Here is a 25925-nt window from a genome sequence, read left to right on the forward strand (position 1 = left end):
AGCGCTTACATCACTGCGGTTTCTTGCGACCAAAACCCGGGCGCTGACCGGAACCGGCCGGCGCGCCACGGCGCTTGCCCGACGGCTCGTCCGCCACCAGTTTCAGGCTTGGGCGCTTGTTCGGCGCGGGCTTGGCTGGGCGCTTGGTGCTGGCGTTGTCGGCCGGGCGACCTGCGGGCGCACCGCGACCGGCTTCACCGCGATTACCGCGACCACCGCTTGGCGCTTCGCCACGGCCGGCAGGACGCGGCGTGCGTGGCGCACGTTCGCCTTCCTGACGCGATGGCGCGGTTGGACGACGCTCGCCTTCAATGTGCGGCTCACGGGAAATCCGCCCGCCGGTAGCCGGTGCATCCAGCGCCGGGCGCAGGGTGCGGGCAACGCGTTCGGTGCGAGCCACCGGGCGCGACGATTTACGCTGCATGCGTTCGAGCTTGTCTTTGCTCTTGGCGTTCATCTGCGGCATCGCGACCGGCGTCAGGCCGACTTCGGCGCTGAGGATGTCGACTTCGTACTGGCTCATTTCGCGCCAGCGGCCCATCGGCAGGTCGGAGTTGAGAAACACCGGACCGAAGCGCACGCGCTTCAGGCGGCTGACCACCAGGCCCTGGGATTCCCACAGGCGACGCACTTCACGGTTGCGACCTTCCATCACCACGCAGTGGTACCAGTGGTTGAAACCTTCGCCGCCGGGTGCTTGCTTGATGTCGGTGAACTTGGCCGGGCCGTCTTCGAGGACGACGCCCGCTTTCAAGCGTTCGATCATCTCGTCATCGACTTCACCACGCACACGCACGGCGTATTCGCGGTCCATCTCGTAGGACGGGTGCATCAAGCGGTTGGCCAGCTCACCGTCGGTGGTGAACATCAGCAAGCCGGTGGTGTTGATGTCGAGACGGCCGATGTTGATCCAACGGCCTTCTTTGGGCTTTGGCATCTTGTCGAACACGGTCGGACGGCCTTCCGGGTCGTCACGGGTGCAGATCTCGCCATCGGGCTTGTTGTACATGATCACGCGGCGCACCGATTCGGCGGCCTCTTCACGCTTGATGACCTTGCCATCAATGGTGATTGCATCGTGCAGGTCGACGCGCTGGCCAAGGGTGGCCTCGACGCCGTTGACCTTGATGCGCTTCTGGGTGATCCAGGCTTCGACGTCGCGGCGCGAGCCCACGCCGATACGCGCCAGCACCTTTTGCAGTTTTTCGCCTGCTGGGCCGATTTCCTGGCTGTCGTTCTGGTCTTTATCGTTCATCTTAAGCACCTCCCGGTGGGTCGATTCAGGCGTGGCCTGAAGAGTGTTGAAAGCGGGGCTTTGGCCGAATACATCGGCAAAGGGTCGCGAATCATACGCGCATGGCGCGCGTTGCGCATCAGAGGCTAGTCGATAAGTGCCGAGTCGGTGGTTTTTCCGCCGACCGGTGGTGCCCACCGGCTGTAGGAGCGAGCTTGCTCGCGAAAATCGTCAACGATAACGCGGGGAATCTGGTTGTCTGCGGTGTTCTTGGGTTTTTCGCGAGCAAGCTCGCTCCTACAAGGTGGGCGTCAGTCGTCGAGCTGGCGGCGCTCGGCCTCGATCGCTTCGGCCAGGGCACGGGCTTCGTCCTCTTCGTCGCTCAGCGGCGGCTGTTCGAGGGCGGCGACGGCGGCCAGAAGTTTTTCGCGGGCTTGGGCGACGCCGAGAATGTCTTCCTCAGGTTCCGCTTCGGGCTCTGGCTCGACTTCAACATTCACCTGGCTTTCGGGCTCGGCCGCGCCATCACGCAGCAAGTCATCGAAGTCGGTCTTGATCCCCTGCTCCATGTCGTCCAGTTCCAGCAACAAGGTATGGAAACTGGTTTCGTCCTTCGGTTCTTCCGGCTCGGCCGTGGCATCGGCCAGTTCCTGCAGGCTCGCCGGGACCGGGGCGTCGTCGAAGTCGAGTTCCGGCTCGGTTTCCATCTCGCGCAATTCGGCCAAGGGCGGCAGGTCGTCGAGGTTTTTCAGGTTGAAGTGGTCGAGGAACACCTTGGTGGTGGCGAACATCGCCGGTTTGCCGGGCACGTCGCGGTAACCGACGATGCGAATCCACTCGCGCTCCAGCAACGTCTTGACGATATGGCTGTTGACCGCCACGCCGCGCACGTCCTCGATTTCACCGCGAGTGATCGGCTGGCGATAGGCGATCAGCGCCATGGTTTCCAGCATCGCCCGGGAATAACGTTGCGGGCGTTCTTCCCACAAGCGGCCGACCCATGGGGAAAACTTCTCACGTATCTGCAGGCGATAACCCGACGCCACTTCGCGCAGTTCAAAGGCGCGGCCGTCGCAGGACTTGCGCAGGATCTCCAGGGCTTTCTTGAAGACCGGCGGTTCAGGACGTTCGGCCTCTTCAAAGAGTTCGAACAGGCGCTCCAGGGATTGCGGCTTACCCGAGGCCAGAAGAAAGGCCTCCAGCAGCGGGGCCAGTTCGCGGGGTTCAGTCAGATTCATCGATTCAGCTCGTTATTCGGCTCGCGCCCGCACGTGGATAGCCGCAAAAGGCTCATTCTGGACCAGCTCGACCAAGGATTCCTTGACCAGCTCAAGGATCGCCATAAAGGTCACCACCACCCCCAGGCGCCCCTCTTCGGCGGTGAACAGCTCGACAAACGGCACAAAACCGCCGCCCTTGAGGCGTTCGAGCACATCGCTCATGCGCTCGCGGGTCGACAATGCCTCGCGGCTGACCTGGTGGTGTTCAAACATGTCGCCACGGCGCAGTACCTCGGCCATCGACATCAGCAACTCTTCCAGGCTCACGTCCGGCAACAGCTTGCGCGCCCGGGCTTCCGGCGCATCGAGCTTGGGCACCACCACATCGCGGCCCACGCGGCTGAGGCCGTCGATGCCTTCGGCGGCGGCCTTGAAGCGTTCGTACTCCTGCAGGCGTCGGATCAGTTCGGCGCGCGGGTCGTCCTCTTCGGCCTCGATCGTCTCCGAGCGCGGCAACAGCATGCGCGACTTGATCTCGGCGAGCATCGCGGCCATCACCAGGTACTCGGCGGCCAGTTCCAGGCGCACCGACTGCATCAGCTCGACATAGCCCATGTACTGGCGGGTGATTTCCGCCACCGGGATGTCGAGGATGTTGATGTTCTGCTTGCGAATCAGGTACAGCAGCAAGTCCAGCGGGCCTTCGAAGGCCTCGAGGAACACTTCCAGGGCATCCGGCGGGATGTACAGGTCCAGCGGCATTTCCATGACCGCCTGGCCATACACCATGGCAAACGGCAGTTCCTGCTGGGCGCCGGCCTGGCTGTCGACGGTTTCCACGGCCGACATTCAGGCCTCGGCCATAAACGGCGCGGGGTCGCCGCAGCCGACGCGGATCACTTCGGGGTCGCCGTCGGCCAGGTTGATCACGGTGGATGCCTTGCCACCGCCGAAACCACCGTCGATGATCAGGTCGACGTGTTTTTCCAGCAGTTGGCGCATTTCGTAGGGGTCTTCCAGCGGTTCGGTGGCGCCGGGCATGATCAGCGACACGCTCATCAGCGGCTCGCCCAACTCGGCCAGCAGCGCCAGGGCGATCGGGTGTTCCGGCACGCGCAGGCCGATGGTGCGCTTCTTCGGATGCAGCAGCAGGCGCGGCACTTCGCGGGTGGCGTTGAGAATAAAGGTGTACGGCCCCGGCGTGTGGGCCTTGAGCAGGCGGAAGGTGCCGGTGTCGACCTTGGCGAACAGGCCCAGTTGGGACAGGTCGCTGCAGATCAGCGCGAAGTTGTGCTTGTCGTCCAACTGACGCAGGCGTCTGACACGCTCGACCGCGTTTTTGTCGCCGATCTGACAACCGATGGCGTAGGACGAATCCGTTGGATAGATCACCACGCCACCGGCGCGAATGATCTCCACAGCCTGCTTGATCAGGCGTGGCTGAGGGTTTTCCGGATGAATCTGGAAGAATTGACTCACGTGCTCTACCTGTTCAGACGGTGGCAATAATGGGGTCATGCTTGAATCGCCCCCACAAGAGCGGCAAGTCTTCCGGGACCGGGCGATATTCGCCGATCTCGGACCAGCCGCCTGGGCCATGAAAGTCACTGCCGGCGCTGACCAGCAGACCAAATTCGCGGGCAAGAATCGCCAGGCTGCCAACCTGTTCGGCGGGTTGATGCCCGTTGACCACTTCAATTGCGTGGCCGCCCGCACCAATATAGTCGCCAATCAGCTTGCGACGCTTGCTGCGGGTGAAATCGTAATGCCAGGGATGTGCCAGGCTGACCCAGGCCCCGGAGGCCCGCAGGGTCTCGACGGTGTCGTCCAAGGTCGGCCAGTGCTGCTTGACGTCGCCCAGCTTGCCGGCGCCCAGCCATTTGCGAAAGGCTTCGGCGCGGTCCCTGACAAACCCTTCGCGCACCATCCAATCGGCGAAATGCGGCCGGGCCGGTGCGTTGCCGCTGTCACCCAGTTCCTGCTGGATGGCCCGGGCGCCGTCGAGGGCGTTGGACATGCCTTTGAGGCCGAGCTTGCGGCTTATTTCTTCGGAGCGCAGCCAGCGGCCATCGCGCAATTGGGCGATGGCCTCCACCAGCGGCGGGGCTTTCTGGTCGAAACCGTAGCCAAGCACATGAATGGTGGCGCCACCCCAGGTGCAGGACAATTCCACGCCGTTGACCAGTTGCATACCCAGGGCCTGGGCGGCTTCGCGGGCTTCGTCGAGGCCTTCGAGGGTATCGTGGTCGGTCAACGACAGGACTCGCACGCCTTTTTCAAACGCACGCGCAACCAGCACCGCGGGCGCCAGGGCGCCATCGGAGGCCGTGCTGTGGCAGTGCAAATCAACATTCACGGAAGTGTGTAACCTCAAGTCAGGTGGCGCTTTCGCTACCAAGGATGTTTGTTATTATGCCGCCACATCCAGCTTCTGGCTCTTACTGTGAAACAATTCATCGACTTCATCCCGCTGTTGCTGTTTTTCATCGTTTACAAACTCGACCCCAAGGTCATCGATCTCGCCGGCCATGAACTGACCTTCGGAGGCATCTACAGCGCCACCGCCGTGCTGATCATCAGCTCCATCGTGGTCTACGGCGCCATCTTCATCTCCCAGCGCAAACTCGAAAAAAGCCAATGGCTGACCCTCGTCGCCTGCCTGGTCTTCGGCAGCCTGACCCTGGCCTTCCATAGCGAAACCTTCCTTAAATGGAAAGCCCCGGTGGTGAACTGGCTGTTCGCCCTGGCGTTTATCGGCAGCCACTTCGTTGGCGACCGCCTGTTGATCAAGCGGATCATGGGCCACGCCCTGACCCTGCCGGAGCCGGTATGGACGCGCCTGAACATGGCCTGGATCGTATTTTTCCTGTTCTGCGGCGCCGCCAACCTGTTCGTGGCCTTCACCTTCCAGGACTACTGGGTCGACTTCAAGGTGTTCGGAAGCCTGGGCATGACCGTATTGTTCCTGGTCGGCCAAGGCATCTACCTGTCGCGCCACCTGCATGACACCGACCCCACTTCGCCGAAAACCGAGGACTGACATGCTCTACGCCATCATTGCCACCGACGTTGCCAACTCGCTGGAAAAACGCCTCTCCGCGCGCCCGGCCCACGTCGAGCGCCTGAAAGTACTGCAGGCCGAAGGCCGCATCGTGTTGGCCGGCCCGCTCCCGGCGATCGACAGCAACGACCCGGGCGACGCCGGTTTCACCGGTAGCCTGATCGTTGCCGAGTTCGCGTCCCTGGCCGATGCCCAGGCCTGGGCCAAGGCCGATCCGTATGTAGCGGCCGGCGTCTACGCGGACGTGGTGATCAAACCGTTCAAGCAAGTCCTGCCTTGACCTCGGTCGCGCCGAACCAATTCGGTTCGGCGCACTCCTAATTGCTCATTATTCTGGGTAACCTGCCGACAACGTTCTGAATATTCGTGTGGAATCAGGAGTTCCGATGCGCTTACGTCAGTTGTGTCTGTTGGCAGTGTTAATGATCGGGGCTACGGCCCACGCTGAAGAAACCTCAAGCACCGGCAGTTCTACGCCCCTGTCCTTGAGCGCCGGCAGCCAGATCACCGAATTGCAGCAACGCTTGAAAGAAAGCGAACGGCTGCGTGAAGAACTGAGCAAGCAACTGCAAACCACGGATGCTGCGCGTGAAAGTGCCCAATTGAGTCGCTTGCGCCAAGAGAACCAACGCCTGGCCCAGCAACTCAAAGAGGCACAGGGCGGCGGCTTGACCCGATGGCTGACCGAACAGCAGCAGTGGTTTGTCACCGGCGCGGCCGTCGCGCTGATCGCCTTGCTGTGCGGGATCTTCGCCAGCGGTGGGCACCGTCGCCGTCGACAATGGCTAAATTGAGTGAGTCATGAGCGAGCTGTTACTGATAGATGATGACCAGGAGCTCTGTGAGCTGCTGACCAGTTGGTTGGGCCAGGAAGGCTTCCAGGTGCGCGCCTGCCACGACGGCTTGAGCGCCCGCAAAGCCTTGGCCGACAGCGCCCCGGCGGCCGTGGTGCTCGACGTGATGTTGCCCGACGGCAGCGGCCTGGAGTTGCTCAAGCAATTGCGCAACGACCATCCGGAGTTGCCGGTGCTGATGCTGTCGGCCCGGGGCGAGCCGCTGGACCGCATCCTCGGCCTGGAACTGGGCGCCGACGATTACCTGGCCAAGCCCTGCGACCCGCGGGAACTGACTGCCCGCCTGCGCGCGGTGCTGCGCCGCAGCCACCCGGCTGCCGTGTCGACCCAGCTGGAACTGGGCGACCTGTGCTTCAGCCCGGTGCGCGGCGTGGTCAGCATCGACAATCAGGAATTCACCCTCACCGTCTCCGAAAGCCGCCTGCTCGAAGCCTTGCTGCGCCAGCCCGGCGAACCGCTGGATAAACAGGAACTGGCGCAGATCGCCCTCGGCCGCAAGCTGACCCTCTACGATCGCAGCCTCGACATGCACGTCAGCAATCTGCGCAAGAAGATCGGCCCGCACCCGGATGGCCGGCCACGGATCGTGGCGCTGCGCAGCCGCGGCTACTACTACAGCCTCTGAACCCCGCGCCACACTGATCCCACCGTTGATCTGCTCGTTCCCAAGGGTTTTGTCAGGCGCCGCCAAAACCCTCTTTACCCAAGCTTTACCCACACCTGACCGCCGCTGACCTTGATCTCCGTAATCTACTCACATCCGGACTCACCGGAATAGAGACAGGAGAATCACCATGCGCAAGACCCTAATCGCTCTGATGTTCGCCGCTGCCCTGCCCACCGTTGCCATGGCGGCAATGCCCGAAGGCCCAGGCCCGATGGGCGGCCCAGAAGGCCACATGATGATGGGTGGCCCAGGCCACGGCGGTGAACACGGTCCGCGTGGCAAAGGTGGCCCGCTCAGCCAGCTGGACTTGAGCAAGGAACAGCGCGAGCAAATTGGCAAGCTGATGGGTGACCAATGGCAGGCTCGCAAAGACCTGGTCAAAAAGTACCTGGACAAACTCCCGGCTGCTGAGCAGAAAGCCATGCAAGATGAAATCGCCGCCGGCAAGCAGAAAACCCAGGCCGATATCCGTGCCGTACTCAAGCCTGACCAGCAGAAGAAATTCGACGAGATCGTCAAGAAACAGGAACAACGCCGCGCCGAATGGAAGGAATTCCAGGCCTGGAAAGCGCAGCAGCCGCAAAAAGCGCAATAATGCGTTAGCTTCACTGCCCCAGCCCAGCGGTTCGCGCCGCTGGGCTTTTCCTGTTTGAGGGTTTCCTGTGCGTTCATTGTTCTGGCGCATCCTGGCCAGTTTCTGGCTGGCTATCGCCTTGGTTGCCGGGCTGTCGATCCTGCTTGGGCATATGCTCAACCAGGACGCCTGGATTCTCAGCCGCCACCCCGGCCTCAATAACCTGGCCGAAGAGTGGACCCAACTCTACGAAGCCCAGGGCGAGGACGCCGCCCAAGACTTGCTGCAACAGCGCAAGCGTCAGTATCACATTGACGTGCAAGTACTCAACGAAAGCGGCGAGCCCGTGGTCCGCGGCACCTTTCCGCGCCGCGCCGCCGCCTTCGAAGCCCGGCAGAACGACAGCAAGGACGGCCACCTGCCCTGGCGGCGCCTGACCGCCGAGTACACCAGCGAAAAGACCGGCGACACCTACCTGCTGATCTATCGCATCCCCCACCCGGAGCTGGACGCCTGGCACCGCAGCAGCCTGATGTGGCCGTTGAGCGCATTGGCGATTGCCCTGGTGGTGCTGACCCTGTTCAGCCTGCTGGTGACGCTGTCCATCACCCGCCCCTTAAGCCGCCTGCGTGGCGCGGTACACGACCTCGGCCAGGCCACCTACCAGCAGAACAGCCTGGCGCAACTGGCCAACCGCCGCGATGAGTTCGGCGTACTCGCCACCGACTTCAACCGCATGGGCGCACGCTTGCAGAGCCTGATCGGCAGCCAGCGCCAGCTGCTGCGAGACGTGTCCCACGAACTGCGCTCGCCCCTGGCCCGCCTGCGTATCGCCCTGGCCCTGGCCGAGCGGGCCGGCCCCGAGGAACGGGAAAGACTCTGGCCGCGCCTGACCCGCGAGTGCGACCGCCTGGAAGCGCTGATCAGCGAAATCCTGGTGCTGGCCCGGGTCGATGCCGACAACGCCAGTGCCGAAGACGTCGACCTCATCCCGCTGCTCAAGACCCTGCAAAAGGACGCCCAACTCAGCGCGCCGGACCAAGTGGTGCAACTGAGCGCCGATCCCGACCTGCGCCTCAAAGGCTGGCCGACCATGATCGAACGCGCCGTGGATAACCTGTTGCGCAATGCCCAGCGCTTCAACCCGCCCGGCCAACCGATCGAGTTGCAGGCGCGCCGCCTGGGCGAACGCATTCTGATCAGCGTGCGCGACCACGGCCCCGGCGTCGAAGCCGAGCACCTGAGCCAACTGGGCGAGCCGTTCTACCGCGCCCCCGGCCAAACGGCGCAGGGCCACGGCCTGGGCCTGGCGATTGCACGGCGCGCAGCGGAACGGCATGGCGGCAACCTGATCCTGGTCAATCATCCCGACGGCGGTTTCAGCGCCAGCATCGACCTGCCATTGACGCCGGGGGTTGTCACACCGGTGTGATGATCTTCTATAGTGGCCCTTCTCTTATGGAGGGCCTTCGATGACTGACCTGCTGACTCCCATCCAAGCCGCACTCGATCTACCGCGCACCCCGCTGACCTCGACCGGGGCCGGCGCCCTGCCGTCGATCTTCGCCGTCAGCGACCTGGCCTGCGCCAGCATCGGCGCCGCCGGCCAGGCGGTTGCCCAACTCATCCTGCAACAGACCGGGCGCTTGCCCAGCGTGAGCGTGGACCGACGCCTCGCGTCTTTCTGGTTCTCTTCTTCGATCCGCCCCACAGGCTGGCAAGTACCGCCACTGTGGGACCCGGTGGCCGGTGACTATGCCAGCGCCGACGGCTGGATTCGCTTGCACACCAACGCGCCGCATCACCGTGCGGCTGCCGAGCGGGTGCTGGGCCACGTCGCTGACCGTGCCGAGATGGCGAGCAAGGTCGCCGCGTGGAACGCTGCCGAGCTGGAGCAGGCGATTGTCGATGCCGGCGGTTGTGCCGCGCAGATGCGGTCGTGGCAGGCCTGGCAGCAACATCCCCAAGGCTTGGCGGTGAATGCCGAGCACCTGGTTCAGCGCCAAACTTTTGAACCCGCCGCCAACAGGCCCTGGCGCGGCTTGGCGGCCCGCCCGCTGGCCGGCCTCAAAGTGCTGGACCTGACCCGCGTGCTGGCCGGCCCCGTGGCCAGTCGTTTTCTCGCCGGGCTGGGCGCGGACGTGCTGCGCATCGACTCGCCGACCTGGAACGAGCCGGGCGTAGTGCCGGAAATGACCCTGGGCAAACGCTGTGCGCGCCTGGACCTGAAAACCGCCGCAGACCGCCAGGTTTTCGAAGGGTTGCTCAAAGACACCGACATCCTGTTCCACGGTTACCGCGCCGATGCCCTCGAGCAATTGGGCTACACCGCCCACGCATTGCAACAGCTCGCCCCCGGCCTGATCGACGTGAGCCTCAACGCCTATGGCTGGAGCGGCCCGTGGCGCAATCGCCGGGGCTTCGACAGCCTGGTGCAGATGAGCTGCGGCATCGCCGACGCGGGCATGGTCTGGAAACACACGGATGAACCTGTGCCGCTGCCGTTGCAGGCGCTGGATCACGCCACCGGCTACTTGATGGCGGCCAGCGCGATCCAGGCCCTGCGCGAGCGCTTGGCGTCCGGCCGTGGCGGCTCGGCGCAATTATCGTTGGCGCGCACGGCAAAATGCTTGATGGAAGCCGGGCCGGTTCTGGAGCAACCGCCATTGCGGGCCGAAGCCCTCGAAGACCAGGGGCTGGTGGTGGAGCAAACCGCCTGGGGACCGGCGCACCGATTGCTCGCGCCGCTGACCATCAGCGGCACACCGTTGCAGTGGGATTTGCCGGCAGGGGAATTGGGGTCGCACCGGCCTCGCTGGTGACCTGAGACCGCCATCGCGGGCGTGCCCGCGATGAGGCCCACACGATCAAGCCACCCAGCTCATAACGACAACACCCCGCTATACAGCCCATACGCCGCCAACCCCGCGCCCGCAATCACACAGGCGAAAATGCCTTTTTCCACATGGGTAAACAACGGCAGGCCCTGCTCGCGCTTGGCCAGGGCAAACAGCACCACGCCCGGCGCATACAGCAACGCCGACAGCAGCAAGTACTTCAGGCCCCCGGCGTACAGCAGCCACACCGCGTAGCCCAATGCAATCAGGCCCACCAGCAGATCTTTCAGACGCTGGCGCTGGGCGCCTTCGTAGGTTTCCCCGCGCCCGCTCAACAACACCGCGTAGGCCGCCGACCACAGGTAAGGCACCAGGATCATGGATGAAGCCAGGTAAATCAGGGTGGTGTAGGTGCTTTCGGAAAACAGCGTGATCACCAGGAATATCTGGATCATCACATTGGTCAGCCACAGCGCATTGACCGGCACCTGATTGGCGTTTTCCTTTTTCAGGAAGGCCGGCATGGTCTTGTCATGGGCCGTGGCGTAGAGGATTTCCGCGCAGAGCAGCGCCCATGACAACAACGCGCCCAGCAGCGATACCGCCAAACCGATGCTGATCAGCAGCGCGCCCCAGGGACCGACGATGTGCTCCAGCACGCCGGCCAGGGACGGGTTCTGCAATTGCGCCAGTTCCGCCTGGCTCATGATCCCCAGGGACAGCAGATTCACCAGCACCAGCAACGCCAGCACACCGAGAAACCCGATCACCGTGGCCCGGCCCACGTCCGAGCGTTTCTGCGCCCGCGCCGAGTACACGCTGGCGCCCTCAATGCCGATGAACACGAACACCGTGACCAGCATCATGTTGCGCACCTGATTCATCACACTGCCGAAATGCGGCTTGCCCAGGCCCCAGATGTCGGCGGTGAAGACATCGGCCTTGAACGCCACGCCGGCGATGACCACGAACATCAGCAGCGGCACGAGCTTGGCCACGGTGGTGATCTGGTTGATGAACGCCGCCTCCTTGATCCCGCGCATCACCAGAAAATGCACGGCCCACAGCAACACCGAGGCGCAGCCGATGGCCACTGGCGTATTGCCCTCACCGAATACCGGAAAAAAATAGCCAAGGGTGCTGAACAGCAACACGAAGTAGCCGACGTTGCCCATCCACGCACTGATCCAGTAACCCCAGGCGGACGAGAAGCCCATGTAGTCGCCAAAGCCGGCCTTGGCGTAGGCATACACCCCGGAATCCAGCTCGGGTTTGCGGTTAGCCAGGGTCTGGAACACAAATGCCAGGGTCAGCATGCCCACGGCGGTGATCGCCCAGCCGATCAATACCGCGCCGACTTCCGCGCGCGCGGCCATGTTTTGTGGCAGGGAAAAAATCCCGCCGCCGATCATGGAGCCCACCACCAGGGCGATCAAGGCGCTGAGTCGAAGCTTTTCAGACGATTGCGACATGAATTCTCCAGAATTAAAAGAACCACCGTGTACTCAACTAATTTACGCAGGCGCGTTAGCGTTTATCAGATATCGCGAATAAAACGCAGGCTCTAATAACCCAAAGGCATGTCAAAAAATAGAGTTTAGTCAAATTTATAAATTAAATAAGTATTGAACTTTAAGGTTTTGAGCGTCTTGCCAAGCCGGCCCGGAAAAAGTTTGCACATTCACCAAAAGGGACTAGCTTGAAACGTCCCGGCAATCAGGAAACCTTAACAATAAAAAAGCGCATAGAGGCTCTATGACGAGCGTCTTGGCGGCACTATCGCGCGCACGGCATTTTCACTCTAAGTCATTAATTCACAATGGAATGTGCCAATGATGTGATCTAAGTCAGCTGTTTGATTAGCGCACGGAATTATTCTGTGGTCTCTCTTCTCCTGCATTGGAGTCATACAATGTCTGAATCTGCCGGAAAACTTCGACTTGGCGCACTGGTTGCACTTGTCGTGGGTTCAATGATTGGCGGCGGGATCTTCTCTCTGCCGCAAAACATGGCGGCCAGCGCCGATGTCGGCGCCGTCCTGATTGGCTGGGTGATTACGGCTGTAGGCATGTTGACCCTGGCGTTTGTGTTCCAGACCCTGGCTAACCGCAAACCCGATCTCGACGGCGGCGTATATGCCTACGCCAAGGCCGGCTTCGGCGACTACATGGGCTTCTCGTCCGCCTGGGGTTACTGGATCAGCGCCTGGCTGGGCAACGTCGGCTACTTCGTGCTCTTGTTCAGCACCCTCGGCTACTTCTTCCCGATCTTTGGCGAGGGCAACACCCCGGCCGCGGTGATTGGCGCTTCGGTGCTGCTATGGGCCGTGCATTTCCTGGTATTGCGCGGGATCAAGGAAGCGGCGTTCATCAACCTGGTGACCACCGTCGCCAAGGTCGTGCCGCTGGTGCTGTTCGTGCTGATCGCCGTATTCGCGTTCAAGCTGGACATCTTCACCGCTGACATCTGGGGCCTGAAAAACCCGGACCTGGGCAGCGTGATGAACCAAGTGCGCAACATGATGCTGGTCACCGTGTGGGTGTTCATCGGCATCGAAGGCGCAAGCATCTTCTCGGCGCGGGCCGAAAAACGCAGCGACGTGGGCAAGGCCACCGTGATCGGCTTTATCACCGTGCTGCTGTTCCTGATGCTGGTCAACGTGCTGTCCCTGGGCATCATGACCCAACCGGAACTGGCCAAGCTGCAGAACCCGTCGATGGCGGCCGTGCTGGAGCACGTCGTGGGCCACTGGGGCGCCGTGTTGATCAGCGTCGGCCTGGTCATCTCGCTGCTCGGCGCGCTGCTGTCGTGGGTGCTGCTGTGTGCGGAGATCATGTTCGCCGCCGCCAAGGACCACACCATGCCGGAGTTCCTGCGCCGCGAGAACGCCAACCACGTGCCGGCCAATGCCCTGTGGCTGACCAACGCACTGGTCCAGGTGTTCCTGGTGATTACCCTGTTTTCCGCCAGCACGTACCTGTCGCTGATCTACCTCGCCACCTCGATGATCCTGGTGCCTTACCTGTGGTCGGCAGCTTATGCGCTGCTGCTGGCGGTACGTGGCGAGACCTACGAAAACGCCCCGGCCGAGCGCAGAAAGGACCTGATCATCGGCGCGATCGCGCTGATCTATGCGGTCTGGCTGCTCTATGCCGGCGGTACCAAATACCTGCTGCTCTCCGCCCTGCTCTATGCCCCTGGCGCGATCCTGTTCGCCAAGGCCAAGCATGAACTGGGCAAACCGATTTTCACCAACGTCGAGAAGCTGATTTTCGCTGCGGTGGTCGTTGGCGCCCTGGTGGCTGCCTATGGCCTCTACGCCGGCTTCCTGACTATGTAATTGTTGCTCACTGGAGGATCTGTAATGACCACGGAAAAAGTGAAGTACGGCGTACATTCCGAAGCCGGCAAACTGCGTAAAGTCATGGTGTGCTCCCCAGGTTTGGCCCACCAGCGGCTGACCCCCAACAACTGCGATGAACTGCTGTTCGATGATGTGCTGTGGGTGGCCCAGGCCAAGCGCGACCATTTCGACTTTGTCACCAAGATGCGCGAACGGGACATCGATGTGCTGGAAATGCACAACCTGTTGACCGATATCGTCGCCATCCCCGAAGCCCTGGACTGGATTCTGGAACGCAAGATCACCGCCAACCAGGTCGGCCTCGGCCTGATCAACGAAGTCGGCTCGTGGCTGCGCAGCCTGGAGCCGCGCAAAATCGCCGAGTTCCTGATCGGTGGCGTGTCGGCCGATGACCTGCCGGACAGCTTCGGTGGCAAGACCATCGAGATGTTCCGCGATTTCCTCGGCCACTCCAGCTTCATCCTGCCGCCGCTGCCGAACACCCAGTTCACCCGCGACACCACCTGCTGGATCTTTGGCGGCGTGACGCTGAACCCGATGTACTGGCCGGCGCGACGCCAGGAAACCCTGCTGGCCAGCGCCATCTACAAATTCCACCCCGAGTTCACCAACGCCGACTTCCAGATCTGGTACGGCGACCCGGACCAGGACCATGGCAACGCCACCCTCGAAGGCGGTGACGTCATGCCGCTCGGCAACGGCGTGGTGTTGATCGGCATGGGCGAGCGTTCGTCGCGCCAGGCCATCGGCCAACTGGCGCTGAACCTGTTCAAGCACAAAGCCGTCGAGCGCGTCATCGTCGCCGGCCTGCCGAAATCCCGCGCCGCGATGCACTTGGATACCGTGTTCAGCTTCTGCGACCGCGACCTGGTCACCATCTTCCCCGAAGTGGTCAGCCAGATCGTCGCCTTCAGCCTGCGCCCGGACGACAGCAAGCCCGGTGGCATCGATGTGCGCCGTGAAGACGCAAGCTTCCTCGACGTGGTCGCCACCGCCCTCAAGCTCAAAACCCTGCGCGTGGTCGAAACCGGCGGCAACAGCTTCGCCGCCGAGCGCGAGCAGTGGGACGACGGCAACAACGTCGTGGCCCTGGAGCCTGGCGTGGTGATCGGCTACGACCGCAACACCTACACCAACACCCTGCTGCGCAAGTCCGGCGTGGAAGTCATCACCATCAGTGCCGGTGAACTCGGTCGTGGCCGTGGCGGCGGCCACTGCATGACCTGTCCGATCATCCGCGACCCTATCGACTATTAATTTCCAGGCCTTGGCCGCCGCCCACAAGGCGTCGGCCAAGGGGATAACCTGAACACAAGGAGATCCACCATGGCTTTCAACATGCGCAACCGCAGCCTGCTGTCGCTGATGCACCACACCAACCGCGAGCTGCACTACCTGCTGGACCTGTCCCGCGACCTCAAACGCGCCAAATACACCGGCACCGAGCGCGCGCACCTCAAGGGCAAGAACATCGCGCTGATCTTCGAAAAAACCTCGACCCGCACCCGCTGCGCCTTCGAAGTCGCGGCCCACGACCAGGGTGCCCACGTCACCTACATCGACCCGGTGTCGTCGCAGATCGGCCATAAAGAAAGCATGAAAGACACCGCCCGCGTCCTCGGTCGGATGTTCGATGCCATTGAATACCGTGGCTTCGAGCAGGAAATCGTCGAAGAACTGGCCAAGTTCGCCGGTGTGCCGGTGTTCAACGGCCTGACCGCCGAATTCCACCCGACCCAAATGATCGCCGACACCCTGACCATGCGCGAACACAGCGACAAGCCGCTGCATGACATCAGCTACGCCTACCTGGGCGACGCACGCTACAACATGGGCAACTCGCTGCTGATGATCGGCGCCAAGCTGGGCATGGACGTGCGTATCGGCGCGCCGAAAGCCCTGTGGCCCCACGAAGACTTCATCAAACAGTGCCAGGCCTTTGCCGAAGAAAGCGGCGCGCGCATCACCATCACCGAAGACCCTCTTGAAGCGGTGAAGGGCGTGGACTTCATCCACACCGATATCTGGGTGTCCATGGGTGAGCCAGTGGAAGCGTGGGACGAGCGTATCGAGCAACTGCTGCCGTACCAGGTCAACGCCAAGATGATGAAAGCCTCGGGCAACCCCCGGGTGAAGTTCATGCACTGTCTGCCGGCGTTCCATAACAGCGAAACCAAGGTCGGCAAGGACATCGCCACGCGTTATCCGAACCTGGCCAATGGCGTGGAAGTGACCGAAGAGGTGTTTGAATCCCCGGCCAACATTGCCTTTGAACAGGCGGAAAACCGCATGCATACCATAAAGGCGATCCTGGTGTCGGCGTTGGCGGATATCTGATTTCGACACAACGTCTACTGTAGGAACACGGTCAAAATGTGGGAGGGGCGGTGCGACGATTCGACTTGCCCCCGATAGCGGTGTATCAGTCGACACAAGTATTGAATGTTAGCCCGCCATCGGGAGCAAGCTCCCTCCCACACTTAGTCCTGTGTTCACACGCTGAACTCTAGAAGGATTGCATTATGCGTATCGTCGTTGCACTGGGCGGTAACGCCCTGCTCCGCCGTGGTGAACCCATGACAGCGGACAACCAACGCGCCAATATCCGAATCGCCACCGAACAGATTGCCAAGATCCATTCCGGCAACGAGCTGGTGATCGCCCATGGTAACGGCCCGCAAGTCGGCCTGCTGTCGTTGCAGGCAGCGGCCTACACCAGCGTCTCGCCGTACCCGCTGGACGTGCTCGGTGCCGAAACCGAAGGCATGATCGGTTACATCATCGAACAGGAACTGGGCAACCTGCTGGACTTCGAAGTCCCGTTTGCCACCCTGCTCACCCAGGTTGAAGTGGACGCCAACGACCCGGCCTTCAAAAAACCCAGCAAACCGATCGGCCCGGTGTACTCCCAGGCCGAAGCCGAGAAACTCGCCGCTGAGAAAGGCTGGACCATTGCCCCGGATGGCGATAAATACCGTCGCGTGGTGGCCAGCCCGCGGCCGAAACGCATCTTTGAAATTCGCCCGATCCAATGGCTGCTGGAGAAAGGCAGCATCGTGATCTGCGCCGGCGGTGGCGGTATCCCGACGATGTATGGCGAAGACGGCAAACTGCGCGGCATTGAAGCGGTCATCGACAAAGACCTGTGCTCATCGCTGCTGGCTTCGCAACTGGAAGCCGATTTGCTGGTGATCGCCACCGACGTCAACGCGGCGTTTATCGACTACGGCAAACCCACCCAGAAGGCTATCAGCCAGGCCCACCCGGACGACATGGAAAAACTCGGTTTCGCCGCCGGTTCCATGGGGCCCAAGGTCCAAGCGGCCTGCGAGTTCGCCCGCCAGACTGGCAAAACCGCGGTGATCGGTTCACTCTCGGACATCGAAGCCATCGTCCAGGGCACCGCCGGCACCCGTGTCAGCACAGCGACCCCTGGCATCCGTTATCTGTGAAGTTGAGGAGAAATGCCTATGGCTACCTTTGCACCCGGGCACTTGCATATCGAACGTCACGCGCTGAACAAAGACGACTACAGCTACAACCTGTGCATCGACTATGAAATCAGCCAGCATCCCAAGGAAGGCCAGGGGATGCTGTTCACGCTGCATGGGTCGGTGCAGGGCAAGGACCTCAAGGAAGAATTCTTCCTGCCCAAGGACCAGGCCTTCGACTTTGCCCGGCACGCGATGAATATCGCGCAGAAGTACGGGATGCCGAAGATCGCGACACTCAATGGCGAGATGCACAAGCAGTACGACTCGATGTTCGAAGATGTGCGGCATCAGTTGAATGTGAAGCCCGGCGACCCCGTCAAACCCGAACACCTCGCATAACTCGGTCCAAATGTGGGAGGGGCAAGTCGAATCGTCGCACCGCCCCTCCCCCATTTTTGATCTCCCCCCCTGTCTGGCATACTTGCCGCCTCTCGTTCCCCAGAATTGTCAGCCGCCCCATGCGTATCCACGTCAGCTTCATCGACCGCGTCGGCATTACCCAGGAAGTCCTGGCCTTGCTCGGTGGGCGCAATCTCAACCTGGACGCGGTCGAGATGGTGCCGCCCAACGTCTACATCGACGCGCCGACCCTGAGCGCCGAAGTCCTCGAAGAGCTGCGGGACGCGCTGTTCAGCGTCAACGGCGTGCAGGCAGTGACCGTGGTGGACATCCTCCCCGGCCAACGCCGCCACCTGCAACTCGACGCCCTGCTGGCGGCCATGACCGACCCGGTGCTGGCCCTGGACAGCGCGGGCAAGATCCTGCTGGCCAACCCGGCGTTGATCGCCTTGTACGGTCGCGAACCGGCCGGCGAAAGCATCAGCGAACTGTTCAACGATCCGGCCTTGCTCGACACCTTGCTGGAGCAAGGCTTTCGCTTGCCTCTGCGCGAGATCAGCGTCAACGGCCAGACCCTGCTGCTGGAGGCGACGCCGATCACCGATGCCGGTGCCCTGCTCAGCCTCTACCAGCCCAACCGCATCGGCGAACAATTGTCGGCGCTGCACCACGACCATGCCGAAGGTTTCGATGCGCTGCTCGGCGAGTCGCCGGCGATCCGCACCCTCAAGGCGCGCGCGCAGCGTGTCGCGGTACTCGATGCGCCGCTGTTGATCCAGGGCGAGACAGGCACCGGCAAAGAGCTGGTGGCGCGGGCTTGCCACGCCATCAGCGCACGCTGCAGTGCGCCGTTCCTGGCGCTGAACTGCGCGGCGCTGCCGGAAAACCTCGCCGAAAGCGAACTGTTCGGCTACGCCCCCGGCGCCTTTACCGGGGCCCAGCGCGGCGGTAAGCCGGGGCTGATGGAACTGGCCAACCAGGGCACGGTGTTCCTCGATGAGATCGGCGAAATGTCGCCGTACCTGCAGGCCAAGCTGCTGCGCTTTCTCAACGACGGCAGCTTTCGCCGGGTAGGCGGCGACCGCGAAGTGAAGGTGAACGTGCGTATCCTCAGCGCCACCCACCGCGACCTGGAGAAGATGGTCGCCGAGGGCACCTTTCGCGAAGACCTGTTCTACCGCCTCAACGTCCTCAATGTCGAAGTGCCGCCCCTGCGCGAGCGCGGCCAGGACATCCTGCTGCTGGCGCGCTACTTCATGCAGCAGGCCTGCGCGCAGATCCAGCGCCCGGTCTGCCGCCTGGCCCCAGGCACTTACCCGGCCTTGCTCGGCAACCGCTGGCCGGGCAACGTGCGGCAGTTGCAGAACGTGATCTTCCGCGCCGCCGCCATCTGTGAAAGCAGCCTGGTGGACATCGGCGACCTGGACATCGCCGGCACCTCGGTCGCACGTCAGAGCGACAGCGAAATCACCAGCCTGGAACAGGCCGTGGAAGACTTCGAACGCAGCCTGCTGGAGAAGCTCTACGCCAGCTACCCCTCGACCCGCCAGTTGGCGAGCCGCCTGCAAACCTCCCACACCGCTATCGCCCATCGCCTGCGCAAATACGGCATCCCCAACAAACCCTGATCTGGGCGCTGTCCACTGTAGGAGCGAGCTTGCTCGCGAAAAACCCAAGGGCGCCGCGTTCATCCAGGCTTCCCACATCATCGTTGACGATCTTCGCGAGCAAGCTCGCGCCTACAGGGCTCGCATTCCCAATTGGGTCTAAGAACGACATCAACTGTACTGAAAGCGCTACAGCGTAACGATATCGCTACAACCCTGCTTTTTGCGCGCCATGCAAGGCTTTGATCCACATAGGCTTTTTTTCCAGCGCCGAACTGTAGCGAAATCGCTACAACCTCAGCCGGCAACGCATTCGTCATTTTTATCAAGTCATTGATTTATAAACACTTAATGACATTGGCCGCGATATTGCTAAGCAACTCCCCATTATTCCAATCCCGTCCACCAGACGAATCTGGCCCCGAGGAGTTTCCATGAGCGAGTTGCGTTTCACTGAAGATCACGAATGGCTGCGCGCCGAAGCTGACGGCAGCGTCACCGTGGGTATCACCGCATTCGCGCAAAATGCGCTGGGTGATGTGGTTTTCGTGCAACTGCCAGAGTTGCAGGCTTACGAAAAAGGCGCCGAGGCGTCCACCGTCGAGTCAGTCAAAGCCGCCAGCGGCGTGTACATGCCCCTGGACGGTGAAGTGCTCGAAGTGAACGCCGAGCTGGAGGGCCGCCCGGAACTGGTCAACGAAGACCCGATGGGCGAAGGCTGGTTCTTCCGCTTTAAACCCGCCGATGCCGACGCAGTGACTACGCTGTTGGATCAGGATGCGTATGACCGCCTGATCAAAGCCACCGCCGAAGCCTGAGGAGCGCGCCATGACGATCAACTTGAGCACCGCCAACGAATTCATCGCCCGCCACATCGGCCCGCGCCAGGAAGATGAGCAGCAGATGCTCGCCAGCCTGGGCTTCGACTCCCTGGAAGCCCTGAGCGCCAGTGTGATCCCGGAAAGCATCAAGGGCACCAGCGTGCTCGGCCTGGAAGATGGCTTGAGCGAAGCCGAGGCCCTGGCCAGGATCAAAGCCATCGCCAGCCAGAACCAACTGTTCAAGACCTACATCGGCCAGGGCTACTACAACTGCCACACGCCGTCGCCGATCCTGCGCAACCTCCTCGAAAACCCGGCCTGGTACACCGCCTACACCCCGTACCAACCGGAAATTTCCCAGGGCCGCCTGGAAGCGCTGCTGAATTTCCAGACCCTGATCAGCGACCTCACCGGCCTGCCGATCGCCAACGCCTCGCTGCTCGACGAAGCCACCGCTGCCGCCGAAGCCATGACCTTCTGCAAGCGCCTGAGCAAGAACAAGGCCAGTAATGCCTTCTTCGCCTCGATCCACAGCCACCCGCAGACCCTCGACGTGCTGCGCACCCGTGCCGAGCCGCTGGGCATCGACGTGGTGGTGGGCGATGAACGCGAACTGAGCGATGTCAGCCCGTTCTTCGGCGCCCTGCTGCAATACCCGGCCAGCAACGGCGACGTGTTCGACTATCGCGAGCTGACCGAACGCTTCCACGCCGCCAACGCCCTGGTGGCCGTGGCCGCCGACCTGCTGGCCCTGACCGTGCTGACCCCGCCGGGTGAGTTCGGCGCCGACGTGGCCATCGGCAGCGCGCAACGCTTCGGCGTCCCGCTGGGCTTCGGCGGCCCGCACGCGGCGTACTTCTCCACCAGGGATGCGTTCAAGCGCGACATGCCGGGCCGCCTGGTCGGTGTTTCGGTCGACCGCTTCGGCAAGCCGGCCTTGCGCCTGGCCATGCAGACCCGCGAGCAACATATCCGCCGCGAGAAAGCCACCAGCAACATCTGCACCGCCCAGGTCCTGCTCGCCAACATCGCCAGCATGTACGCCGTGTACCACGGCCCCAAAGGCCTGACCCAGATCGCCCAGCGCATTCACCAGTTGACCGCGATCCTGGCCAACGGCCTGCGCGCCCTGGGCCTGAAAGTCGAGCAAGAACACTTCTTCGACACGCTGACCCTCAACACCGGCACCCGCACCGCCGCCCTGCACGACCAGGCCCGCGCCCAGCGCATCAACCTGCGTGTGGTCGACGCCGAACGTCTGGGCCTGTCGGTCGACGAAACCACCACCCAGGCCGATATCGAAACCTTGTGGGCACTGTTTGCCGACGGTAAAGCTCTGCCGGACTTCGCCGCCAAGGTCGAAGGCAGCCTGCCGGCCGCGCTGCTGCGTCAGTCGCCGATCCTGACCCACCCGGTGTTCAACCGTTATCACTCGGAAACCGAGCTGATGCGCTACCTGCGCAAGCTGGCCGACAAGGACCTGGCGCTGGACCGCACCATGATCCCGCTGGGCTCCTGCACCATGAAGCTCAACGCCGCCAGCGAAATGATCCCGGTGACCTGGGCCGAATTCGGTGCCCTGCACCCGTTCGCCCCGGCCGAACAAAGCGCCGGCTACCTGCAATTGACCTCCGACCTGGAAGCCATGCTCTGCGCGGCCACCGGCTACGACGCCATCTCGCTGCAACCGAACGCCGGTTCCCAGGGCGAATACGCGGGCTTGTTGGCGATTCGCGCCTATCACCAGAGCCGTGGCGATCAGCACCGCGATATCTGCCTGATCCCGTCGTCGGCCCACGGCACCAACCCCGCCACCGCCCACATGGCCGGCATGCGCGTGGTGGTGACCGCTTGCGACGCGCGCGGCAACGTCGACATCGAAGACCTGCGCGCCAAAGCCATCGAGCACCGCGACCACCTCGCCGCGCTGATGATCACCTACCCGTCGACCCACGGCGTGTTCGAAGAAGGTATCCGCGAAATCTGCGGGATCATTCACGACAACGGCGGCCAGGTGTACATCGACGGCGCCAACATGAACGCCATGGTCGGCCTGTGCGCGCCGGGCAAGTTCGGCGGCGACGTCTCGCACCTGAACCTGCACAAGACCTTCTGCATCCCCCACGGCGGCGGCGGCCCGGGCGTTGGCCCGATCGGCGTCAAATCCCACCTGGCCCCATTCCTGCCCGGCCACGCGGCCATGGCACGCAAGGAAGGCGCGGTGTGCGCGGCGCCGTTCGGCAGCGCGAGCATCCTGCCGATCACCTGGATGTACATCAGCATGATGGGCGGCGCGGGCCTCAAGCGCGCTTCGCAGCTGGCGATCCTGAATGCCAACTACATTTCCCGCCGCCTGGAAGAGCACTACCCAGTGCTCTACACCGGCAGCAACGGCCTGGTGGCGCATGAATGCATCCTGGACTTGCGCCCGTTGAAAGACAGCAGCGGCATCAGCGTGGATGACGTGGCCAAGCGCCTGATCGACTTCGGCTTCCACGCACCGACCATGTCGTTCCCGGTGGCCGGCACCTTGATGATCGAGCCGACCGAAAGCGAATCCAGGGAAGAACTGGACCGCTTCTGCGACGCGATGATCGCCATCCGCGAAGAAATCCGCGCGGTGGAAAACGGCACCTTGGACAAGGACGACAACCCGCTGAAAAACGCCCCGCACACCGCGGCGGAACTGGTGGGCGAATGGAGCCACCCTTACAGCCGTGAACAAGCGGTGTACCCGCTGGCGTCGTTGATCGACGGCAAGTACTGGCCGCCGGTCGGCCGGGTCGACAACGTGTTCGGCGATCGCAACCTCGTGTGCGCCTGCCCTTCGATCGAGAGCTACGCATAACCTGGTCAAGAATGTGGGAGGGGGCTTGCTCCCGATGGCAGAGTGTCAGTTGATAGATCTGGTGACTGACACCCCCTCATCGGGGGCAAGTCGAATCGTCGCACCGCCCCTCCCACACTTGACCGCGTATGACCTCAAGAATAATAAGAACCTGGAGAACAACTCATGTCGTTAAGCGTGTTCGACCTGTTCAAGATTGGCATCGGCCCCTCCAGCTCCCACACCGTCGGCCCGATGCGCGCCGCCGCGCGCTTTGTCGAGGGCTTGCGCCGTGACGACCTGCTGAGCGCCACCACCTGCGTCAAGGTGGAACTCTACGGCTCACTCGGCGCCACCGGCAAAGGCCACGGCAGCGACAAGGCCGTGTTGCTCGGCCTGGAAGGCGAACACCCGGACACCGTGAACACAGAAACCGTCGCCACGCGCCTGGCACAGATGCGCAGCGCCGGCCGTTTGAACCTGCTCGGCGAACACAGCATTGTGTTCAACGAGAAAGAACACCTGGCGATGATTCGCAAACCCCTCGCCTATCACCCCAACGGCATGATCTTCCGTGCCTTCGACGCCGCCGGCATCCAGATCCGCAGCCGCGAGTACTACTCGGTGGGCGGTGGCTTTGTGGTAGATGAAGACGCTGCCGGCGCCGACCGGATCGTCGAAGACGCCACGCCGCTGACCTTCCCGTTCAAGAGCGCCAAGGACTTGCTCGGTCATTGCGCCACCTACGGGCTGTCCATCAGCCAGGTGATGCTGACCAATGAAAGTGCCTGGCGCCCCGAAGCCGAAACCCGCAACGGCCTGCTGAAGATCTGGCAGGTGATGCAGGACTGTGTGGACGCTGGCTGTCGCAATGAAGGGATCTTGCCGGGAGGCTTGAAGGTCAAGCGTCGTGCCGCCGCCCTGCATCGCCAGCTGTGCAAGAACCCGGAGTCGGCCCTGCGCGACCCGTTGTCGGTACTCGATTGGGTCAACCTGTACGCGTTGGCGGTCAACGAAGAAAACGCCAACGGTGGGCGCGTGGTCACCGCGCCCACCAACGGTGCGGCCGGGATTGTGCCGGCGGTGCTGCATTACTACATGCGCTTTATCCCCGGCGCGAGTGAAGACGGCGTAGTGCGCTTTCTGCTCACCGCCGCCGCGATCGGGATTCTGTACAAGGAAAACGCGTCGATCTCCGGTGCCGAGGTTGGCTGCCAGGGTGAAGTCGGCGTGGCCTGCTCGATGGCCGCCGGAGCGCTGTGCGAAGTGTTGGGCGGCAGCGTGTCCCAGGTCGAAAACGCCGCCGAGATCGGCATGGAACACAACCTCGGGCTGACGTGCGACCCGATCGGCGGCCTGGTGCAAGTGCCCTGCATCGAGCGCAATGCCATGGGCTCGGTCAAAGCCATCAACGCAGTGCGTATGGCCTTGCGCGGCGATGGGCAGCATTTTGTGTCCCTCGACAAGGTCATCCGCACCATGCGCCAGACCGGCGCCGACATGAAAAGCAAATACAAGGAAACCGCCCGTGGCGGTTTGGCGGTCAACATTATCGAGTGCTGACGCTTAGAAGCGCGTCCGCACGTTTTTCAGGAGCTGAATATGTCCACCGAAACCCTGTTGAAAACCCCGTTGCACGCGCTGCACATCGAACTCGGCGCGCGCATGGTGCCCTTCGCCGGCTACGACATGCCGGTGCAATACCCATTGGGCGTGATGAAAGAACACCTGCACACCCGTGATCAGGCCGGGCTGTTCGACGTGTCTCACATGGGCCAGATCCGCCTGACCGGCGCCAATGCCGCCAAGGCCCTGGAAACCCTGGTGCCGGTGGATATCATCGACCTGCCCGTAGGCATGCAGCGCTATGCCATGTTCACCAACGAGCAGGGCGGTATTCTCGACGACCTGATGGTGGCCAACCTGGGGAACGACGAGCTGTTCCTGGTGGTCAACGCGGCCTGCAAGGACCAGGACCTGGCGCACCTGCGTGCCAGGATTGGCGACCAGTGCAGCATCGAGCCGCTGTTCGAAGAACGCGCCCTGCTCGCCCTGCAAGGCCCGGCAGCGGTAAAAGTGCTGGCACGCCTGGCCCCTGAAGTGACCAAGATGACCTTCATGCAATTCACATCCCTGCGCCTGCTGGGCGTGGACTGCTACGTCAGCCGCTCCGGCTACACCGGTGAAGACGGCTTCGAGATCTCGGTGCCCGCCGCCCACGCCGAAAGCCTGGCCCGCAGCCTGCTGGCCGAGACCGAAGTCCAGGCCATCGGCCTGGGCGCCCGCGACTCGCTGCGCCTGGAAGCCGGCCTGTGCCTGTATGGCCACGACATGAACACCGACACCACCCCGATCGAAGCCAGCCTGCTCTGGGCGATCTCCAAGGCCCGTCGCGCCGACGGCGCTCGTGCCGGTGGCTTTCCCGGCGCCGACCGGATCTTTACCCAGCAGCAAGCCGGTGTGAGCCGCAAACGTGTCGGCCTGCTGACTCAGGAGCGTACACCCGTGCGTGAAGGTGCGGAAATCGTCGACGAACACGGCACCGTGGTCGGCAGCGTCTGCAGCGGCGGCTTTGGCCCGAGCCTCGGCGGCCCGTTGGCGATGGCCTACCTGGACAGCGCGTTCACTGCGTTGGATACCGAAGTTTCTGCACTGGTGCGTGGGAAAAAGGTGCCACTTCGTGTAAGTAAAATGCCATTTGTGCCGCAACGGTACTACCGTGGCTGATTGATTGTTTCTATAAGTAACGCGGTTGCGTTAACGCGCACTAATCTGTAACGCAACCGCCATAAAACAGTGCATTGACGATAGTCATTGTTATAGGGGTCAACCTATAACAAGTGACCATTTCTATCGAATAAGTCGTCCGCCCATTGTTCCCCCAAGTGCCACAAAGCCGAGCAAAACCTGGGCTTTGCGCAGGGCTTGTTTTTTCTCCATTAGTTGACGTAGAGTTTGCTCACTGTGTTTGCATGGGTCGCTTGGAACCTGGACCTGGGCAGTAGCCAAAGTTTGCTACAACCCGT

At 62.4% G+C, this 25925-nt stretch carries 23 protein-coding genes; 17 read left to right on the plus strand and 6 right to left on the minus strand.

From position 1 onward, the window contains the following. Positions 1-10: 10 nt before the first annotated feature. The 5 genes from rluB to JN756_RS25525 form a co-directional block, all read right to left on the minus strand. Complete coding sequence (rluB, locus tag JN756_RS25505; protein ID WP_057004519.1) at positions 11-1255, minus strand: 23S rRNA pseudouridine(2605) synthase RluB; 1245 nt, start codon at positions 1253-1255, stop codon at positions 11-13. A gap of 290 nt (positions 1256-1545) precedes the next feature. Then, positions 1546-2472: an SMC-Scp complex subunit ScpB gene (gene scpB / locus JN756_RS25510; RefSeq protein WP_046382275.1), complete on the minus strand. Its 927-nt coding sequence runs from the start codon at positions 2470-2472 to the stop codon at positions 1546-1548. Positions 2473-2484: 12 nt separating this feature from the next. After that, positions 2485-3303 (minus strand): segregation and condensation protein A, encoded by an 819-nt coding sequence (locus JN756_RS25515; RefSeq protein ID WP_017847160.1) that lies wholly within the window; start codon positions 3301-3303, stop codon positions 2485-2487. Beyond that, a complete protein-coding gene (locus tag JN756_RS25520; protein WP_017847159.1) occupies positions 3304-3933 on the minus strand; it encodes an L-threonylcarbamoyladenylate synthase in 630 nt (209 codons plus the stop codon). A gap of 13 nt (positions 3934-3946) precedes the next feature. After that, complete coding sequence (locus tag JN756_RS25525; RefSeq protein ID WP_046382274.1) at positions 3947-4810, minus strand: PHP domain-containing protein; 864 nt, start codon at positions 4808-4810, stop codon at positions 3947-3949. 87 nt (positions 4811-4897) lie between these two features. On the opposite strand from JN756_RS25525, the gene JN756_RS25530 reads away from it, so the two are divergent. The 7 genes from JN756_RS25530 (at position 4898) to JN756_RS25560 (ending at position 10432) form a co-directional block, all read left to right on the plus strand. Then, on the plus strand, positions 4898-5494 hold the full coding sequence (locus JN756_RS25530; RefSeq protein WP_108524477.1) for a septation protein A: 597 nt from the start codon (positions 4898-4900) through the stop codon (positions 5492-5494). 1 nt (position 5495) lies between these two features. After that, the gene (locus JN756_RS25535; RefSeq protein ID WP_046382272.1) at positions 5496-5795 is read left to right on the plus strand and encodes a YciI family protein; all 300 of its coding nucleotides are present in this window, start codon (positions 5496-5498) and stop codon (positions 5793-5795) included. A gap of 106 nt (positions 5796-5901) precedes the next feature. Beyond that, positions 5902-6309 carry an SH3 domain-containing protein gene (locus JN756_RS25540; RefSeq protein WP_046382271.1) on the plus strand — a complete coding sequence of 136 codons (408 nt, stop codon included), beginning with the start codon at positions 5902-5904 and terminating at the stop codon, positions 6307-6309. A gap of 7 nt (positions 6310-6316) precedes the next feature. Then, positions 6317-6994 carry a response regulator transcription factor gene (locus tag JN756_RS25545; protein WP_046382270.1) on the plus strand — a complete coding sequence of 226 codons (678 nt, stop codon included), beginning with the start codon at positions 6317-6319 and terminating at the stop codon, positions 6992-6994. 169 nt (positions 6995-7163) lie between these two features. Beyond that, entirely contained in the window at positions 7164-7631 is a 468-nt protein-coding gene (locus JN756_RS25550) for an LTXXQ domain protein (protein ID WP_046382269.1), read from the plus strand. Positions 7632-7698: 67 nt separating this feature from the next. Beyond that, positions 7699-9042, plus strand: coding sequence for a sensor histidine kinase (locus JN756_RS25555; RefSeq protein WP_201021471.1), 1344 nt, complete (start codon positions 7699-7701; stop codon positions 9040-9042). Between the two features lie 40 nt (positions 9043-9082). Beyond that, complete coding sequence (locus JN756_RS25560) at positions 9083-10432, plus strand: CoA transferase (protein ID WP_201021472.1); 1350 nt, start codon at positions 9083-9085, stop codon at positions 10430-10432. Between the two features lie 59 nt (positions 10433-10491). Here JN756_RS25560 and arcD (JN756_RS25565) read toward each other — a convergent pair whose 3' ends face one another. Beyond that, a complete protein-coding gene (arcD, locus tag JN756_RS25565; protein WP_046382266.1) occupies positions 10492-11919 on the minus strand; it encodes an arginine-ornithine antiporter in 1428 nt (475 codons plus the stop codon). Between the two features lie 440 nt (positions 11920-12359). On the opposite strand from arcD (JN756_RS25565), the gene arcD (JN756_RS25570) reads away from it, so the two are divergent. The 10 genes from arcD (JN756_RS25570) (at position 12360) to gcvT (ending at position 25626) form a co-directional block, all read left to right on the plus strand. Continuing rightward, positions 12360-13787 (plus strand): arginine-ornithine antiporter, encoded by a 1428-nt coding sequence (gene arcD / locus JN756_RS25570; protein ID WP_026140052.1) that lies wholly within the window; start codon positions 12360-12362, stop codon positions 13785-13787. 24 nt (positions 13788-13811) lie between these two features. Then, on the plus strand, positions 13812-15068 hold the full coding sequence (gene arcA, locus JN756_RS25575) for an arginine deiminase (protein ID WP_017847148.1): 1257 nt from the start codon (positions 13812-13814) through the stop codon (positions 15066-15068). A gap of 69 nt (positions 15069-15137) precedes the next feature. After that, the gene (locus JN756_RS25580) at positions 15138-16148 is read left to right on the plus strand and encodes an ornithine carbamoyltransferase (RefSeq protein ID WP_017847147.1); all 1011 of its coding nucleotides are present in this window, start codon (positions 15138-15140) and stop codon (positions 16146-16148) included. Between the two features lie 185 nt (positions 16149-16333). Further along, on the plus strand, positions 16334-17263 hold the full coding sequence (gene arcC, locus JN756_RS25585; protein WP_017847146.1) for a carbamate kinase: 930 nt from the start codon (positions 16334-16336) through the stop codon (positions 17261-17263). An 18-nt stretch (positions 17264-17281) separates the two neighbouring features. After that, the gene (locus JN756_RS25590) at positions 17282-17644 is read left to right on the plus strand and encodes a DUF5064 family protein (protein ID WP_201021473.1); all 363 of its coding nucleotides are present in this window, start codon (positions 17282-17284) and stop codon (positions 17642-17644) included. 119 nt (positions 17645-17763) lie between these two features. After that, entirely contained in the window at positions 17764-19272 is a 1509-nt protein-coding gene (gene gcsR / locus JN756_RS25595) for a transcriptional regulator GcsR (protein WP_017847144.1), read from the plus strand. Between the two features lie 413 nt (positions 19273-19685). Beyond that, complete coding sequence (gcvH, locus tag JN756_RS25600) at positions 19686-20069, plus strand: glycine cleavage system protein GcvH (protein WP_046490087.1); 384 nt, start codon at positions 19686-19688, stop codon at positions 20067-20069. A gap of 10 nt (positions 20070-20079) precedes the next feature. Beyond that, entirely contained in the window at positions 20080-22920 is a 2841-nt protein-coding gene (gcvP, locus tag JN756_RS25605) for an aminomethyl-transferring glycine dehydrogenase (RefSeq protein WP_046382262.1), read from the plus strand. 165 nt (positions 22921-23085) lie between these two features. After that, positions 23086-24462 carry an L-serine ammonia-lyase gene (locus tag JN756_RS25610; RefSeq protein ID WP_017847141.1) on the plus strand — a complete coding sequence of 459 codons (1377 nt, stop codon included), beginning with the start codon at positions 23086-23088 and terminating at the stop codon, positions 24460-24462. Positions 24463-24501: 39 nt separating this feature from the next. Further along, positions 24502-25626 (plus strand): glycine cleavage system aminomethyltransferase GcvT, encoded by a 1125-nt coding sequence (gene gcvT / locus JN756_RS25615; protein WP_017847140.1) that lies wholly within the window; start codon positions 24502-24504, stop codon positions 25624-25626. Positions 25627-25925 lie beyond the last annotated feature (299 nt).

This window comes from Pseudomonas sp. Y39-6, assembly GCF_023651955.1.
GTDB lineage: Bacteria > Pseudomonadota > Gammaproteobacteria > Pseudomonadales > Pseudomonadaceae > Aquipseudomonas > Aquipseudomonas veronii.

Bases quoted from the DNA above. Each gene is read 5' to 3' on its own strand.
- rluB (WP_057004519.1), bottom strand. From the start codon at position 1,255: ATGAACGATAAAGACCAGAACGACAGCCAGGAAATCGGCCCAGCAGGC.
- scpB (WP_046382275.1), bottom strand. From the start codon at position 2,472: ATGAATCTGACTGAACCCCGCGAACTGGCCCCGCTGCTGGAGGCCTTT.
- JN756_RS25515 (WP_017847160.1), bottom strand. From the start codon at position 3,303: ATGTCGGCCGTGGAAACCGTCGACAGCCAGGCCGGCGCCCAGCAGGAA.
- JN756_RS25535 (WP_046382272.1), top strand. From the start codon at position 5,496: ATGCTCTACGCCATCATTGCCACCGACGTTGCCAACTCGCTGGAAAAA.
- JN756_RS25540 (WP_046382271.1), top strand. From the start codon at position 5,902: ATGCGCTTACGTCAGTTGTGTCTGTTGGCAGTGTTAATGATCGGGGCT.
- JN756_RS25545 (WP_046382270.1), top strand. From the start codon at position 6,317: ATGAGCGAGCTGTTACTGATAGATGATGACCAGGAGCTCTGTGAGCTG.
- JN756_RS25550 (WP_046382269.1), top strand. From the start codon at position 7,164: ATGCGCAAGACCCTAATCGCTCTGATGTTCGCCGCTGCCCTGCCCACC.
- JN756_RS25560 (WP_201021472.1), top strand. From the start codon at position 9,083: ATGACTGACCTGCTGACTCCCATCCAAGCCGCACTCGATCTACCGCGC.
- arcD (WP_046382266.1), bottom strand. From the start codon at position 11,919: ATGTCGCAATCGTCTGAAAAGCTTCGACTCAGCGCCTTGATCGCCCTG.
- arcD (WP_026140052.1), top strand. From the start codon at position 12,360: ATGTCTGAATCTGCCGGAAAACTTCGACTTGGCGCACTGGTTGCACTT.
- arcA (WP_017847148.1), top strand. From the start codon at position 13,812: ATGACCACGGAAAAAGTGAAGTACGGCGTACATTCCGAAGCCGGCAAA.
- JN756_RS25580 (WP_017847147.1), top strand. From the start codon at position 15,138: ATGGCTTTCAACATGCGCAACCGCAGCCTGCTGTCGCTGATGCACCAC.
- arcC (WP_017847146.1), top strand. From the start codon at position 16,334: ATGCGTATCGTCGTTGCACTGGGCGGTAACGCCCTGCTCCGCCGTGGT.
- JN756_RS25590 (WP_201021473.1), top strand. From the start codon at position 17,282: ATGGCTACCTTTGCACCCGGGCACTTGCATATCGAACGTCACGCGCTG.
- gcsR (WP_017847144.1), top strand. From the start codon at position 17,764: ATGCGTATCCACGTCAGCTTCATCGACCGCGTCGGCATTACCCAGGAA.
- gcvH (WP_046490087.1), top strand. From the start codon at position 19,686: ATGAGCGAGTTGCGTTTCACTGAAGATCACGAATGGCTGCGCGCCGAA.
- gcvP (WP_046382262.1), top strand. From the start codon at position 20,080: ATGACGATCAACTTGAGCACCGCCAACGAATTCATCGCCCGCCACATC.
- JN756_RS25610 (WP_017847141.1), top strand. From the start codon at position 23,086: ATGTCGTTAAGCGTGTTCGACCTGTTCAAGATTGGCATCGGCCCCTCC.
- gcvT (WP_017847140.1), top strand. From the start codon at position 24,502: ATGTCCACCGAAACCCTGTTGAAAACCCCGTTGCACGCGCTGCACATC.